The sequence below is a fragment of the Mesorhizobium sp. B3-1-9 genome (genome assembly GCF_006439595.1).
Lineage (GTDB): Bacteria > Pseudomonadota > Alphaproteobacteria > Rhizobiales > Rhizobiaceae > Mesorhizobium.
On sequence record NZ_VFTJ01000004.1, the window covers coordinates 349043 to 364340 of the forward strand.

15 protein-coding genes are annotated in these 15298 nt (G+C 64.5%); all 15 read left to right on the top strand.

The features are described 5' to 3' along the window. The first annotated feature begins 2 nt into the window (after window positions 1-2). Window positions 3-1373 (top strand): IS1182 family transposase, encoded by a 1371-nt coding sequence (locus tag FJW07_RS10085; protein WP_140856132.1) that lies wholly within the window; start codon window positions 3-5, stop codon window positions 1371-1373. Between the two features lie 253 nt (window positions 1374-1626). Beyond that, the gene (gene fliF / locus FJW07_RS10090) at window positions 1627-3285 is read left to right on the top strand and encodes a flagellar basal-body MS-ring/collar protein FliF (protein WP_140856134.1); all 1659 of its coding nucleotides are present in this window, start codon (window positions 1627-1629) and stop codon (window positions 3283-3285) included. Window positions 3286-3288: 3 nt separating this feature from the next. Then, entirely contained in the window at window positions 3289-3915 is a 627-nt protein-coding gene (locus FJW07_RS10095) for a hypothetical protein (RefSeq protein WP_140856135.1), read from the top strand. Continuing rightward, the gene (locus tag FJW07_RS10100; RefSeq protein WP_140856137.1) at window positions 3912-5318 is read left to right on the top strand and encodes a MotB family protein; all 1407 of its coding nucleotides are present in this window, start codon (window positions 3912-3914) and stop codon (window positions 5316-5318) included. Before FJW07_RS10095 ends, FJW07_RS10100 begins: the two co-directional genes overlap by 4 nt. Then, window positions 5315-6769, top strand: a complete 1455-nt coding sequence (locus tag FJW07_RS10105) for a chemotaxis protein MotC (RefSeq protein WP_140856139.1) — start codon at window positions 5315-5317, stop codon at window positions 6767-6769. The genes FJW07_RS10100 and FJW07_RS10105 overlap by 4 nt, the downstream gene beginning before the upstream one ends. Beyond that, window positions 6766-8121, top strand: a complete 1356-nt coding sequence (locus FJW07_RS10110; protein WP_140856141.1) for a flagellar hook-length control protein FliK — start codon at window positions 6766-6768, stop codon at window positions 8119-8121. The genes FJW07_RS10105 and FJW07_RS10110 overlap by 4 nt, the downstream gene beginning before the upstream one ends. Continuing rightward, complete coding sequence (locus FJW07_RS10115; protein ID WP_140856143.1) at window positions 8072-8641, top strand: lytic transglycosylase domain-containing protein; 570 nt, start codon at window positions 8072-8074, stop codon at window positions 8639-8641. The genes FJW07_RS10110 and FJW07_RS10115 overlap by 50 nt, the downstream gene beginning before the upstream one ends. 221 nt (window positions 8642-8862) lie before the next feature. Continuing rightward, window positions 8863-9531, top strand: a complete 669-nt coding sequence (locus FJW07_RS10120) for a response regulator transcription factor (RefSeq protein WP_140707004.1) — start codon at window positions 8863-8865, stop codon at window positions 9529-9531. 214 nt (window positions 9532-9745) lie between these two features. Next, window positions 9746-10999, top strand: coding sequence for a flagellar hook protein FlgE (locus tag FJW07_RS10125; RefSeq protein ID WP_140642151.1), 1254 nt, complete (start codon window positions 9746-9748; stop codon window positions 10997-10999). 29 nt (window positions 11000-11028) lie between these two features. Next, window positions 11029-12480, top strand: a complete 1452-nt coding sequence (flgK, locus tag FJW07_RS10130; protein WP_140856145.1) for a flagellar hook-associated protein FlgK — start codon at window positions 11029-11031, stop codon at window positions 12478-12480. Window positions 12481-12483: 3 nt separating this feature from the next. After that, entirely contained in the window at window positions 12484-13533 is a 1050-nt protein-coding gene (locus tag FJW07_RS10135) for a flagellar hook-associated family protein (protein WP_140651588.1), read from the top strand. A 31-nt stretch (window positions 13534-13564) separates the two neighbouring features. Continuing rightward, entirely contained in the window at window positions 13565-13912 is a 348-nt protein-coding gene (flaF, locus tag FJW07_RS10140; RefSeq protein WP_140642159.1) for a flagellar biosynthesis regulator FlaF, read from the top strand. Further along, the gene (gene flbT / locus FJW07_RS10145; RefSeq protein ID WP_140642161.1) at window positions 13909-14346 is read left to right on the top strand and encodes a flagellar biosynthesis repressor FlbT; all 438 of its coding nucleotides are present in this window, start codon (window positions 13909-13911) and stop codon (window positions 14344-14346) included. Before flaF ends, flbT begins: the two co-directional genes overlap by 4 nt. 1 nt (window position 14347) lies before the next feature. Beyond that, window positions 14348-14755, top strand: a complete 408-nt coding sequence (gene flgD / locus FJW07_RS10150) for a flagellar hook assembly protein FlgD (RefSeq protein ID WP_140856147.1) — start codon at window positions 14348-14350, stop codon at window positions 14753-14755. A 228-nt stretch (window positions 14756-14983) separates the two neighbouring features. Beyond that, window positions 14984-15250 carry a flagellar biosynthesis protein FliQ gene (gene fliQ, locus FJW07_RS10155; protein WP_095766361.1) on the top strand — a complete coding sequence of 89 codons (267 nt, stop codon included), beginning with the start codon at window positions 14984-14986 and terminating at the stop codon, window positions 15248-15250. Window positions 15251-15298: the final 48 nt, after the last annotated feature.

The window sequence follows — 15298 nt, forward strand, 5'->3', positions numbered from 1 at the left end:
TCATGTTGAAGCGACCCGCCCCTGAACAGACCGCGCTCGAGATGGTGACGTTGGATCAGCTGGTTCCGGCTGACCACCTGTTGCGCAAGATTGATCGCGCGATCGACTTTTCCTTCATCCACGATCTAACAGCGCCGCTCTACTGCGCCGACAATGGCCGACCGCCGCTCGATCCGACCTTGATGTTCAAGGCGCTGTTCCTCGGCTACCTGTTCGGCGTGCGCTCGGAGCGGCAGTTGGTTCGCGAGATCGAGGTCAATGTCGCTTACCGCTGGTTCCTGCGGCTGAAGCTGACGGACAAGGTGTTCGACGCCTCGACGCTGTCTCAGAACCGTCGGCGTCGCTACCAGGACGAGACGATCGCGCAAGGCATCTTCGACAGGATCGTCGAGCAGGCGATCCTGGCCGGGCTGGTGGACGGCACGGTGCTCTATAGCGACAGCACGCATTTGAAGGCCAACGCCAACAAGGGCAAATACGACCTTGCCATGGTCGCCAAGTCGCGGGCCGACTACTGGGGCGATCTCGACCGGGCCATCGATGCCGAACGGGCGCTGCATGGCCAGAAGCCGCTGAAGCAGAAGCAGCGCAAGCCGCCGGTGAAAGAGACCAAAGTCTCGCGTGCCGATCCGGAGGCCGGCTACATGGTGCGCGAGGGCAAGCCGAAGGGCTTCTTCTATCTCGATCACCGCACGGTGGATGGCCGTTGCGGCATCATCACCGACACGTTCGCCACGCCGGCCAACGTGCATGACTCGATCGTCTATCTCGGCCGGCTCGACCGCCAGGTGGAACGCTTCGGCTTCAATGTGGCGGCTGCGGGGCTGGATGCCGGCTACGCCACGCCGGGCATCGCCAAGGGGCTGGAGGACAGGAACATCAGGGGCGTTGTCGGCTATCGCAACCCGACCCCGCCGAAACCCGGCAAGATGAGGAAGAGCGACTTCGTCTATGAGCCGGACCTGAAGGGCTACCGTTGCCCGCAAGGCCAATTGCTCACCTACGCCACCACCGATCGCGCCGGCTACCGCCAGTACAAGAGCGATCCCACCATCTGCCGCGACTGCCCGCTTCTGGCCTCCTGCACCTCAAACGCCAAGGCCGAGCGCACCATCACCCGCCACGTCTGGCAGGATGCCCGCGAGCGGGTCGATGCCAACCGCTCGACAGCTTGGGGCAAGGCCATCTATCGGCGCCGCAAGGAGACGGTCGAGCGGTCGTTCGCCGATGCCAAGCAGCTCTTCGGCCACCGCTACGCCCGCTTCCGAGGGCGAACCCGCGTCGCCTGCCAGTGCCTGATGGCAGCCGCCGCCCAGAACATGAAAAAAATCGCAATCAGCCTCTGGCCAACCCTCAAACCAAGCCCCGCATGAGGCTCGGCGCCTCCTGTCAAAATCTCCTGACACCAACTTCTCAAAACTCTTCAATCACATAAAACAAAACCCCGCCGAAAATCGACGGGGTTCGTCAGCAGTCTGAGGCCGCGCCTGAGGCGCGGCCTTTTTCGTTGCTCGATAAGACGCCGGCTCGACGCTTTGCGGGCTCTTCGGCGGCACGCCTATCATCCTCGCACAAGCTTCGCGGTCTAGTCTTCCGGCGGACAGTCATGCTGGGAGCGGTTGAATCGTGCCGGAACAGATCCAGAGCGTCATCGCGAATTTGAAGAGCTTCGGCGTCAGGCGTCTGGCGCTTATGGGCGGCATCGCGGCCCTGGTCATGGCCGTCATCGGCATCGCTTCCGTCTATCTCAACCGACCGGCCTATGAGACGCTCTATGTCGGCCTCGAGCGTTCCGACGTCAACCAGATCGGCCTGGTGCTGGCCGACGCCGGCATCGGCTTCGATGTCGGCTCCGACGGCACCTCCGTTCTGGTGCCGGCCGGCACCACCGCGCAGGCGCGCATGCTGCTTGCCGAGAAAGGCCTGCCGACCAGCGCCAATGCCGGCTACGAGCTGTTCGACAATGTCGGCTCGCTCGGCCTCACCTCCTTCATGCAGCAGATCACCCGCGTGCGCGCGCTGGAAGGCGAGATCGCGCGCACCATCCAGTCGATTTCCGGCGTCAAGGCGGCGCGCGTCCACATCGTCATGTCCGAGCGCGCCAATTTCCGCCGCGACGAGCAGCAGCCCTCCGCCTCGGTGGTCATCCGCTATGCCGGCAACGATGCCGAGAAGAGCGCCATGTCGATCCGCCACCTCGTCGCCGCGGCTGTTCCCGGCCTCTCGGCCGACAAGGTCACCGTGCTCGATTCCAACGGCAACCTTTTGGCCGCCGGCGACGACCCGTCCAACACGAGCGCCGCGCGTACGCTCGGCGTCGAGCAGACGGTCGAGGCGCAGGTCGGCGACAACATCCGCCGCGCGCTCACTCCTTATCTCGGCCCAGATAATTTCCGCGCCAGCGTCAAGGCCGACGTCAACACCGACACGCGCCAGACCGAGGAGACGATCTTCGATCCGAACTCGCGCGTCGAGCGTTCGGTGCAATCGGTGAAAACCAACGAGGCCAGCAACCAGAAACAGGCCTCGACCCCGACCAGCGTCGAGCAGAACCTGCCCGAGACGCAAACCACCAGCACCGAAGGACCGCAATCCACCTCGCAGAACGACCGCAAGGAAGAGATCACCAACTACGAGATCAACTCGAAGAAGATCGCCACCGTCTCCAACGGCTACACGGTCAACAAGATGTCGATCGCGGTCGTCGTCAACCAGGACCGGCTGAAGACCATCCTCGGCAAGGACGCCACGCCGGACCAGATCGCCAAGCGCGTCGCCGATATCCAGAAGATGGTGGCCTCGGCGACCGGCTTCGACGACAAGCGCGGCGATGTCATCGACGTGTCAGCAGTCGAGTTCATCAACGGCCTCGACGGCGAGCCGATCGATCAGCCCGGCATCCTCGCCTCGATCGGCACCTATACCGGCACGCTGATCAATGCCGGCGCCTTCATCGTTGTCGTTTTTCTGGTGGCCTTCTTCGGCCTGAAGCCGATGGCCGCCGCGCTGACGGCGTCGGCGAAGCCTGCGGCCATTGCCGGCCCGAGCTTCGACGACGTACAGCGTTCCTTGCCGACACCGGACGCGCCCGTCGCCGCAATCACCGCCGAAACCCCTGCCGGCGCCCTGCCCGGCGCGCGCGCCGGCGCAACCCCGCTCGACGACCTGCGTCAGAAAATCCGGCCGGCGCCGCAGGAGCGGCTGGCTCGCATGGTCGACCTCAACGAGGAGCGGACCGCGCAGATCCTACGCAAATGGGCTGCCGCCCCGGAAGCCGTGGGTTAGGCCATGGCCTCGGCGCTCTTCGATCTCCTGCCCGATTTTGGTTCGCGGACCCCGCGTGCCAGCCAGCCGCCGTCCGCGCGCGCCGCCGAGCATATGCCTGCCGCCGCGCCGCCGCCGCAGGCCGATATCGGCGCGCTGATCGCCGAGGCGGTTGCCGATGCGGAGGCGTCGCTCGAGGCACGCCTTGCGCTTGCCCATCGGGCCGCGCTCGACGCCGAGCGTCAGGCCAGCGACGATGCGGCGAAAGCTTTCCTTGAGAGCTTCGGCGGCGATCTCGGCGCTGTCGTCGCCACGCGCATCGAGGCCATGGAGCAGCGCGTTGCCGAGCTTGCCGGCGCGACCGTCGCGCGTATCCTCGGCGGCCTTCTCAGCGACGACCTGCAGCAGCGTTCGCTCCTGGCCCTTTCGCGCGTGATCGGCGCCGCGGTCGCCGACGGCGAGGCCGTGCGTATCGGCGTCCGGGGGCCGCTCTCGCTGTTCGAGCCGCTGAAGGCGACGCTTGGATCCCGCGCCGCCAATCTCGACTTCACCGAGGCGTCCGGCTTCGAGCTGACCGTCACCATCGACGAAACGGTGTTCGAAACGCGTATCGCCGAGTGGTCGGCGTCCTTGTCGGAGGTCCTGTCATGAGCGCCGTCGACCATGCCGACCCCCGGCACGAGATCATCATCGTCAAGCGCAATCACGACGGTCATGACGACGCTCACCATGGTGGCGTGTGGAAGATCGCCTTCGCCGACTTCATGACGGCGATGATGTGCTTCTTCCTCGTCATGTGGCTGATCAACGCCGCCAACGAGCAGACCAAGGCAGCCGTCGCCAGCTATTTCAATCCGGTCGAGCTGATCGACCGCAATTCCAGCCGCAAGGGCCTGGAGGACCTCGGCGATGGCCCGAGCAAGGTCGGGCTGACCGCGGACAACCCGCAGCAGGGCGCGACCAAGGCGGGCGATAACGGCAAGGGCGGCGCCGGTTCCTCCGAGCGCCGGCAGACCAAGGACGGGGCGCAGGATGCCCAGCTCTCCGATGAGAAGCTGTTCGCCGATCCCTATGCGGTGCTGGCGGAGATCGCCGCCGATACGGGCGTGATGCAGAACGTCAGCGCCAAGGGTGAAGGCGGCGCCCAGACGGCCGGCCCGGCAACCGGTGCCTCCGGCGGCGAATCCTATCGCGATCCGTTCGCGCCGGATTTCTGGTCGCAGCAGGTGGCGGCGCCTGACGCCGAGGCAACCGCCGAGCGCGCCAAGATCGATGGCGATCCGGTCGTCAAGCCTGGCGACAAGGTCGCCACCGTCGCGGTGCCGAAGGTGAAGGCCGTTCCGGCCGCCCCTCCGCTGACGGCCGCGCCGCAGGAGCGGCTGGCCGCTCCGGAAGGCACCGACACCAAGGGCGAGCAGAAAGCCGCGCAAAGCAAGGCCGGAAAGCTGTTGAGCGAAGGGAAGAAGAGCGAGAAAGCCGGCGACGACAAGCGCGAGATTGCGGACACCGACACGAAGGCTGAAGCGGCCAAGGCGGAAAAGACCGAATCCGAGGAGGCCGCCGACAAAGGTGACAAGGCGCCGAGCAAAGCCGCCCTTCAGCAAGCGGCGGATATCAAGAAGGAACTCGCCAAGGCATTCCTGCCGGGCGAAAAGCTCGCCGACGGCGTCTCGGTCGAAGCCACCGACAAGGGTGTCGTCATTTCGATCACCGACCAGCTCGATTTCGGCATGTTCGAGATCGGCTCGGCCATGCCGCGCCGCGAGCTGGTGCTGGCGATGGAAAAGATCGGCCGCATCATCAACGAGAAGAAGGGCACCATCACCATCAGCGGCCACACCGATGCGCGACCGTTCCGCAGCGACGCTTACGACAACTGGCGGCTGTCCACCGCGCGCGCCCATTCGGCCTACTATATGCTGGTGCGCGGCGGCGTCGACGAAAGCCGCATCACCGAGGTCGCAGGCTTCGCCGACCGGCAGCCCAAGATCGCCTCCGATCCGATGGCTGCCGCGAACCGGCGCATCGAAATCCTGATGGCGGCCGGCGGATGAGGGCCAGGACCGTCATCGGCGGCGCGATAGCGCTGCTGCTGTTAGGCGCGGGGTCGTCACCGGCGGCTTTCGCGCAGGATGCGCTGCAGCCCTATCAACTGGTGCGTTCGCTGCAGCTGGTCCAGGATCGTATTGCCGGCGGCGATCACGCTGCGCTGCCGATGCAGGCAAAACTCCTCGAAATGATCGACGCCCGGATGCGCGACGCGAACGCCGAGGATTTCAAGGAGCCGAAGAACTTCCGCGCCTTGCTCGTCTATGGCATGAGCGGCGGCAATCCGGTGACGGTCGCGGCGGCGGCTTCGCGCGCGGTAACCGACCCGCAAAGCCTGGCCCTCGCCAAAGGCGTCGTCGCCTATCTGAGCGGGCAGCCGGCCGAGGCGATCGAAATGCTGAAGCCGATCGATCCGATGAGCGTGCCCGCCGATCTCGGCGCCTTCCTGGCGCTGGTCAAGGGCTCGCTGCTTGCGGCCGACGACCCGTCGGCAGCGCTTGCGCTGCTCGACGAAGCACGCCTGCTCAGCCCCGGCACGCTGGTCGAGGAGGCTGCGCTTCGCCGCTCCGTGGGCATCGCGGCCGCGCAGGGCGACGCAGCACGCTTCGCGCTGGCTTCGACCCAGTATGTCGTGTCCTTTCTTTATTCGCCCTACGCCAGCCAGTTCGCCGATGCCTTTGTTTCCGGCGTCATCACGCTGCACATGGCCATCAGCCAGGACAAGATCGCCGATATCACCTCGATGATGGATCCCGAGCGCGAGAAAGTGATCTACCTGCGCATCGCGCGCCGTGCCGCGATCGACGGGATGACGGAGCTCTCGGCTTTCGCCTCGGCCAAGGCCGAACTGGGCCGCAACGGCGACGGCAACCGGGATGATCCGCGCACCCAGCTCTATTCGAGCCTCTCCACCATGACATCGGCCAATGTCGATGAAGTACGCGCCAAGTTGGGCAAGATCGATCGCGGCAAGCTTTCGCAAGGCGACCGCGACCTGCTCGACGCCGCGCAAGCTGTCGCGGGCGAAGTGATGGCGCCGGTGAAAGCGGCCGCCAATGCTGGACCTAAGCCGGCAACCGTTGCGAAAAGTGACGAGGCGAAATCGGCGACGGAGGCCTCGGCCGATCCGGCCAATGCGGACTTGCCGCCGGTGGAAGGAGCGATGCCCGACAAGCCAGCGGTCGCTGCAAACGATCCGCCGGTCGCGGCGAGCGATCCGCCAGTCGCTGCAAGCGATCAGGCGAAAGACACGCCTTCGCCGCCCGCTGTCCCGCAACCGGCGCAAGCATCGGCCGAAACGCCGGCGTCCACTCCGGCACCGATCGACGCCGCGCCGGTGGTGCAGGCATCGGCGCCGGCGACGACCGATGCGCAAGACCCAATCGATGCGGCGGTGACCAGCACGCGGCGTCAGCTAGACCAGATCGACCAGTTGCTCGGAGCAGCCCCCAAATGACCAGCGTCAACCAGACCCTGCCGGACTTTGCTTCGACCCAGCCCCGGCAGCACTCGACCGGCGGCGAGGACAAGGATCAGAATTTCGGTGACCTGGTGCATGGGCCCGAGAAGACCGATCGGCCACAGGACAAGCACGCGACCGGACCGGTGATGCCGGACGCGCATCCGGCAAGGCGCGAGGCGGCCAATGCCGGCAAACAGGAGCCGAACCAGGACCCGCAGAAGGGAAAGACCGGCTCGCAGCAAGCAACCACGGGAAAGTCCGGGAAGACCACCGCCCAGGCCGATCAGGCAAAGCCGACGGCGGACAAGGATTCCACGGCGCAAACCGACGAGTCCGCGCCGCTGCAGGATCGCCTGCCATTGCTGATGGCGCTGAGCGACATGAAACATTTCGCGCAATCGTCGGGCAAGGGTTCCGCCGATGGTGAAGAGGCCGCGGGCGACGGAACATCGTTGAAATTGCGGCTGCGCCCAGGCAAGCGCGAGGCGGTCGACGATTCCGCCGAGCCGCGGTCGCGATCCGCTCGTTTGATGGCGGCTGAAGATCACGGGCCCGACTTCGGGCAAAAGCCGGCGAAGGCGGACATGGCTCTCGACATGGCGGGCCGCAACGATACGATCCTGCCGAAGCAAGGGAATGAACCGCAGGCCGACAACCCGGTACCGCCGCAAGGTTGGCGGCCGGCTTCCGCCTCCAAGGCATCGCAGCAATCCCAGTCGAGCACGCAGCAGACACCGGCCAAGCCGTCTTCTTCCGCCACACGGATGGACGTCGTCAGCCAACAGAGCTTCCCGGCGCCGGCACAAAACCCGATCGGCCAGACGGCATCGGCGCTGGTTGAGGCGCTTGCCTCCGACAACGGCGTCCAGCAGGCCTTCGCAAGCGCCTCGGCAGGCTCGCAGACGACCAATTCTGTTGCCGTTCCGACACATGTGCTGAAGATCGAGCTCCACCCCTCGGAGCTCGGGTCGGTTATCGCCAGCCTGCGGCTCTCGGGGGAGCAACTTTCGATTGAGATGAAGCCCGAGACACACGAGGCATACCGCCGCCTCACCGCCGACAGCGACGCCATCGTCAAGTCCATGCGCAGCCTCGGTTTCGACGTCGACAAGGTTACCATCCTGCAACCCTCGATAGCGGCGCATGCGGCCAGCCGCGCCGACGCAACCAGCGCCATGCCGATGTCGACAGGCCGCGACCAGCCTTCGTTCCAGCCCGGGAACTCGGGCGGCAACGGCGCGGGCGGCGGCCGGCAACCGGGAAGGAACGATGGCAATGGCGCACAGGAATTCGGTCATGCAGCTTCGCCTCTTCGCGAGCGCGCTGACGACGATATGTATATCTAGTTTTGCTGCCGGCACGGCCAGCGCCGCCGCCAATTCCTGCGAGCCGGAGATCCTGCGCGCCGCCGATCGCTACGGCGTGCCTGCCGGGATCCTCTACGCCGTCGGCCTGACCGAGACCGGAAAGAAGGGCAGCCTTCAGCCTAATGCTTTGAATATAGAAGGAAAAGCTGTTTTCCCTCGCAGTCGCGGCGAAGCGCTCGCCGCATTCGAGGACGCGCGTCGCGAGGGCAAGACGCTGATCGATCTCGGCTGCATGCAGATCAACCATCGCTATCACGGCGATCATTTCCGCAGCGTCGAGGACATGCTCGATCCGCATCAGAATGTCGACTACGCGGCGCGCTTCCTGGCGAGCCTGCATGCCCGGCACATGACCTGGTCGATGGCCGTCGCTCGCTACCATGCCGGCCCCGACAACGACCCGGCACAGAAGGTCTATGTCTGCCGCGTCATCGCCAACATGGTCGCCACCGGCTTCGGCAAATGGACGCCGAGTGCCAGCACTTTCTGCAACCAATAGTTGTCAAATTTCGGATCCAGTCGACCTTCGCCAGCCTATCCGCCGGCGCCAATGTTCGTCTGCCAACAGTTGGCGCGAGCACACCCGCACAACCGCTTTTATTACGGCTCCCAAAAAAACTCCCAAGAAAATAGCTACAAGAAATGATGGTTTTTCAGGATTCGTCGAGCCGGGTAGCCCTTTCCGCACGGGGCAAGTGAAATGATTCGGAGGGCGGGCCGATGATCGTGATCGTTGACGAGCGAGAGCTCGTGACAGAGGGCTACTCTTCACTTTTCGATCGCGAGGGCGTGGCCACGGCCGGCTTCGCCCCAGGCGAATTCGGCGAGTGGGTGAGTTCCGTCGCCGACACCGATCTCAGATGCGTCAGGGCTTTTCTCATCGGCGACTGCCGCGATGGCGCGATATCGCCGCGCCAGATCCGCGACCGCACCGGAGCGCCGGTGATCGCGCTCAGCGAACATCACTCGCTGGAACATACGCTGCGGCTGTTCGAAAGCGGCGTCGACGACGTCGTCCGCAAGCCAGTGCACATCCGCGAGATCCTCGCCCGCATCACAGCCATCCGCCGCCGCGGCTCCGAAGAGGCCGCCTATACCGAAGTCGGGTCGATGCGTATCTTCATGGACGGTCGCGATCCGGAGATCAACGGCGAGCCGCTGCCGCTGCCGCGGCGCGAGCGGCGCATCCTGGAATATCTGGCCAGCAACCGCGGCCGGCGCGTGACCAAGACCCAGGTCTTCAACGCCATCTACGGCATCTTCGACGAAGAGGTCGAGGAGAACGTGGTGGAGAGTCACATCTCAAAGCTGCGCAAGAAGCTGCGTGAGAAGCTCGGCCACGACCCGATCGATTCCAAGAGATTCCTCGGCTACCGGCTGGTGTTTTGATGGCCGCCCTCAAGCATGATCCCGAACCGAAGGTCAGCGAAAGCAAAAAGTGGGAACCGGTTTTCGGACAAAGGTCATGCTCCAACAAAGAGTTAGAGCGTGATGGCGATTCAACGAAGCGCCATCACGCTCTAGGCACATCCCGCACCAGCCTCGCGCAAGACACGAGGCATAATTTTATGGCCTCCTACCCAGGCACTGCGGAGATCGATCGATGAGCCTCTACGGAATGATGCGGACCGGCGTTTCCGGTATGAACGCGCAGGCCAATCGCCTCTCCGCGGTGGCCGACAACATCGCCAACTCGGACACCACGGGCTACAAGCGCTCTTCGGCCGAGTTCTCTACCCTGATCATGCCCGGCACCGGGGGCGCCTATAATTCCGGTGGCGTGACCACGACGATCCGCTCGGCCGTCGGCACACAAGGCGTCATGACCTACACCACCTCGGTGTCCGACCTTGCCGTCAACGGCGACGGCTTCTTCGTCGTCCAGGATGCCAGCGGCACCCCCTATCTCACCCGCGCCGGCTCCTTCGTTCCGGACGCGCAAGGCCGGTTGGTCAATGCCGCGGGTTACCAGCTCATGGCCTACAGCTACGCCAATGGCGACCCGGCCGCGACCGCCAACGGCTTCGAAGGCCTCGTGCCGGTGCAGATCTCCGACCAGCAGATGACGGCGACGCCGAGCACCGAGGGTCTCTTCTCCGGCAACCTGCCGGCGGGCGCGACGCCACCCTCCGGCCCGCTGCCGTCCACCAATGACCCTAACGCCGAATACACGTCGAAAACCTCGCTGGTTGCCTATGACAATCTCGGCAACAAGAAGCTGCTCGACGTCTACTTCACCAACACCGGCGCCGGCACCTGGCAGGTCTCGGTCTTCGACCAGTCGAAGGCGACCGCGGGCACCTCTTTCCCCTATACGGGCGGCGCGCTGGGATCGGCCAACCTCACCTTCGACACCACGACAGGCAAGCTTACCGGCGCGACGGACAGCGTCTCGTTCACGGTACCGGGCGGCTCGACGCTGGACCTCGATCTCTCCCAGCTGACGCAGCTCGGCACCGGCTTCACCGTTGCCGACGCCAAGGTCAACGGCAACGCGCCGAGCTCCATCCAGAAGGTCCAGATCGGCCAGGACGGCATCATCTACGCGCAGTTCGAGGACGGCTCGACCAAAGCGCTTTACAAGATCCCGCTGGCCGACGTTCAGAGCCCCGACAACCTCACCGCAATGCCCGGCAACGTCTATGTGCAGAGCACCGACTCCGGCGCCGTCCACATCGGCTTTGCCAATGAAGGCAAGCTCGGCTCCATCGTCTCCGGGGCGCTTGAAAACTCCAACGTCGATATCGCCGAGGAACTGACCAACATGATTGCGGCGCAGCGCAGCTACACCGCCAATTCCAAGGTCTTCCAGACCGGCTCGGACCTGATGGATGTCCTCGTCAACCTGAAGAGATAAACGACGGGCGCCGCCCGTGAAAGATCAGCATGTCGCTTTCCTCCGCACTAAGCATTGCCCAATCGGCGCTCCTGGCCACGTCCAAGCAGACCAGCGTCGTATCGCGCAATGTGGCCGACGCGTCGAACCCGGACTACACACGCCGCATCGCCGTGGTGACCAGCACGGCGCCCGGCGCCCGGGCGGTGGAAATCCAACGCGCCGCCAATGATCTCCTGTTCCGCCAGAACCTTTCGGCGCTGTCGGCATGGAGCGGCCAGAGCGCGCTTTACAACGGCATGGATCAGCTCGATCTGTCGGTCAACGGGGTCGACAACGCGTCGTCCCCCTCGACGGCGATCGCCAACCTGCAGCAGTCCCTGCAGCTTTACGCCACGACGCCATCGAACCAGAACCTCGGCACCAGCGTCGTCGACGCCGCCAAGCAGGTGGTGAATTCACTGAACAGCGGCACCAAGGCGATCCAGGACTTCCGCACCCAGGCCGACAGCCAGATCGCCACCGCCGTCGACGATCTCAACTCGCTGCTCAGCCAGTTCCAGGACGCCAACAAGGCGGTCATCTCGGGCACTCGCTCCGGCACCGACGTGTCCGACGCGCTCGATCAGCGCGACGCCATCCTGAAGAAGATATCGGAATACGTTCCGGTCTCCACCTTCACGCGCGGCGACAACGACATGGTCATCACCACCAAGGACGGCACGACGCTGTTCGAGACCGTGCCGCGCTCGGTGACCTTCACCCCGTCGGCCGGTTATACGGCCGGCACGCCCGGCAACACCGTCTATATCGACAACGTGCCGGTATCGGCGGGCACCGGGGACACAACCACCGCCGACGGCAAGATTGCGGGCCTTCTGAAGCTGCGCGACGGCGTCGCCTCGACCATGCAGAGCCAGCTCGACGAGATCGCGCGCGGCCTTGTCACGGCATTTGCCGAGACCTCGTCGTCGCAGCCTAATGCTGCGGGCCTGTTCACATGGTCGGGCGCCCCGGCAATTCCGGCCGCTGGCACCCTGGTCGACGGCCTCGCCGGCACGATCAGCGTCAACGCCGCCTTCGATCCGAGCGCCGGCGGCAATCCCGCGCTGTTGCGCGACGGCGGCGCCAATGGCGCGGCCTATGTCGTCAACACCGGTGGCGCATCCTATTCGGACCTGCTGATCGGCTACGGCAACAAGCTCGATCAGCCGATGGCCTTCGACAGCTCGGCCGGCATCACCGTCAGCTCGGGCGTCTCCGACTACGCGGCCAATGCCATCGGCTGGTTCGAAGGCGTGCGCCAGCAGGCCTCGGCCAATGCCGACAGCAAGCAGGCGCTGGCGGCGCGCACGGCCGAGGCGTTGTCCAACGACACCGGGGTCAATGTCGACCAGGAGATGTCCCTGCTCCTCGACCTCGAGCACACCTATCAGGCCTCGGCGCATATGATGAAGACGGTCAGCGACATGCTGGACTCGCTGATGGCCGCGGTAGGATAATCCATGAAAGCGACAGGCGTTTCCTCAGCTGCCATTTCCAACGCGCTGCGTTACCAGCAGGCGAAGATGCAGGCCGACCTCATCAAGGCGACCAAGGAATCGCAGACCGGCACCGTCGCCGATGTCGGCCTGGCGCTTGGCAGCCGCACGACCCAGGCCGTCACCTTTCAGCGCGACCTCGACCGGCTGAACGGCATCGTCGATTCCAACGCGCTCGTCTCAGCGCGCCTGACATCGACCCAGGATTCGCTCGGCCAGATCGCCGGTGCCGCGCAGAGCTTCTTGTCGGCCCTGACCAGCGGTGTGTCGGGCGACTCCTCGACCAGCATCCTGCAGACCGCCGGCGCCTCGGCGCTGCAGCAGATGACAGGTATTCTGAACACCAGTGTCAACGGCGAATATCTGTTTGCCGGCACCAACACCGACGTCAAGCCGGTCGACGATTTCAACGCTGCCGGCTCGCCGGCCAAGGCTGCGTTCGATGCCGCCTTTTCGAGCTATTTCGGCTTTACCCAGACAGATCCGGCGGCGGCCAACATCACCGCCGCGCAGATGGACGACTTCATCACCACCCAGGTCGAGCCGCAATTCCTAGGCGCCGGCTGGCAGGCCAACTGGTCGAGCGCCACGGACGACCAGATCACCAGCCGCATTTCGCTCAACGAGACCACCCAGACCTCGGTCAGCGCTAACGAGCAAGGCATCCGCAAGCTCGCCATGGCGGCTACCATGGTCAGCAGCATGCTCACCGGCAGCATCAGCGAGGCCGCCCAGAACGCCATCGTCAGCCGCGCGCAGGCGCTGGTCGGCGATGCCATCGGCGGCATCACTCAGATACGGGCCGAGACAGGCATTGCCCAGCAACGCGTGTCCGATGCCAGCGACCGCATGAAGACCCAGGTCGATCTCTTCGAGAAGCATATCGTCGATCTCGAAGGCGTCGATCCGGCCGAAGCCGCGACCCGTGTCGCCGATCTGACGCAGCATATCGAGACCTCCTTCGCCTTGACCGCGCGTCTGCAGCAGCTCAGCCTGCTGAACTATCTGACTTGAACACATAAACCGGAACGCCAGAGCGCCGACGATGTATCAATTCTCCTACGCCGACATCCAGACCGACTCCGTCGCCGATGCCAAGGACCGGGAGCGGCAGTTGCTCACCCGTTCGATCGACATGCTGGCCGCCGCGGCAGCCGTCGGCACCGAGTCGATGGAAGCGGTCGAGGCGCTGCACTTCACCAACCGCATCTGGACCACCTTCGTCCAGGATCTCGGCTCCAGCGACAACGCCCTGCCCAAGGAGCTGCGCGCCAACCTGATCTCCATCGGCCTGTGGCTGCTGCGCGAGACGGAAGACATCCGCCAGGGCCGCACCAACAATTTCGAAGGACTGATCGAGGTCTCCCAGATCATCCGAGACGGCATCCAATGACCAACACGCTGAAGATCTCGCTGAAGCCCAACGAGAAGATCTATGTCAACGGCGCGGTCATCCGCGTCGACCGCAAGGTCACCATCGAGCTGATGAACGACGTGCAGTTCCTGCTCGAAAGCCATGTCATCCAGGCCGACCAGGCGTCGACGCCTCTCAGGCAGCTCTATTTCATCGTGCAGATCATGCTGATCAACCCGGTCGGCGCCTCCGAGGCGCGCGACATGTTCCGCCGCTCGCTGCCGATGCTGATCGCAAGCTTCGACAACCAGGACATCTGCAAGGGCCTGAAGCAGATCGACCGGATGGTCGGTGAGGATGATATCTATGAGGCGCTGAAAGCGATCCGCGCCCTCTATCCGCTCGAGCGCAGGGCGCTCGAAGACAATGACGACATTCCCGAAACGCCGCGCGCATTGGCTGTAGGAGCATAAGATGGCCGTGGACATGACGACAACGATCCCGGTTGGCGCCAACCAGGCCAGCCAGCAGACCTCGAAGACGGCGGTGGATTACCAGTCGTTCCTGAAGCTCCTGATCGCCGAGATGAAGAACCAGGATCCGACCAAGCCGATGGATTCGACGCAGTATGTCGCGCAGCTCGCCACCTTCTCCCAAGTCGAGCAGTCGGTGCAGACCAACACCAAGCTCGACCAGATCATGCAGTCCTCGGCCTTGTCGCAGGCCGACGCGCTGATCGGCCGCTCGATCACCTCGGCCGACGGCAAAACCACCGGCACGGTGGCGTCGGTGACGCTCTCCAGCAGCGGCCTTATCGCGGTGCTGCAGGACGGCACCCAGGTCTCGGTCGGCGCGGGTGTGTCGATCAAGCCGGCCGCCTAATGCATGTCGCGCAAAAGTGGCCTCGGTTTTGCGACAACGACATGCATCAAGCAACGACCTAAAGCGCGTCGCGTGTACCCGTTTCGACGCGACGCGCTTTAAGCAGGTCTTCCGAAAGGGGGGCCGGTTTCGGGATAAAGACATGCTTAAAATCAAAAAAGCTAAAGCAGGTCGCGTGAAACCTTTTTCACGCGACCTGCTTTAGCCGGCTTCGCACAGGGGCAGCCCATGAACGAGGCCGACGCCCTCGATATCGTCCAGTACGCCGTGTGGACGGTGCTTACTGCTTCCGCCCCCGTGGTGCTGGTGGCGATGGTGGTCGGCATCGGCATCGCGCTCATCCAGGCGCTGACCCAGATCCAGGAAATCACGCTTACCTTCGTGCCGAAGATCGTCGCCATCATGCTCGTGGTGGCACTGACCGGCCCGTTCATCGGCGGCCAGATCTCGGCCTTCACCAACGTCATCTTCGAGCGCATCGAACACGGCTTCTGACGCGAAGCCGCAGCGAGCGTCTGGCGGCCTGTTCGCAAGCCGCGAGAT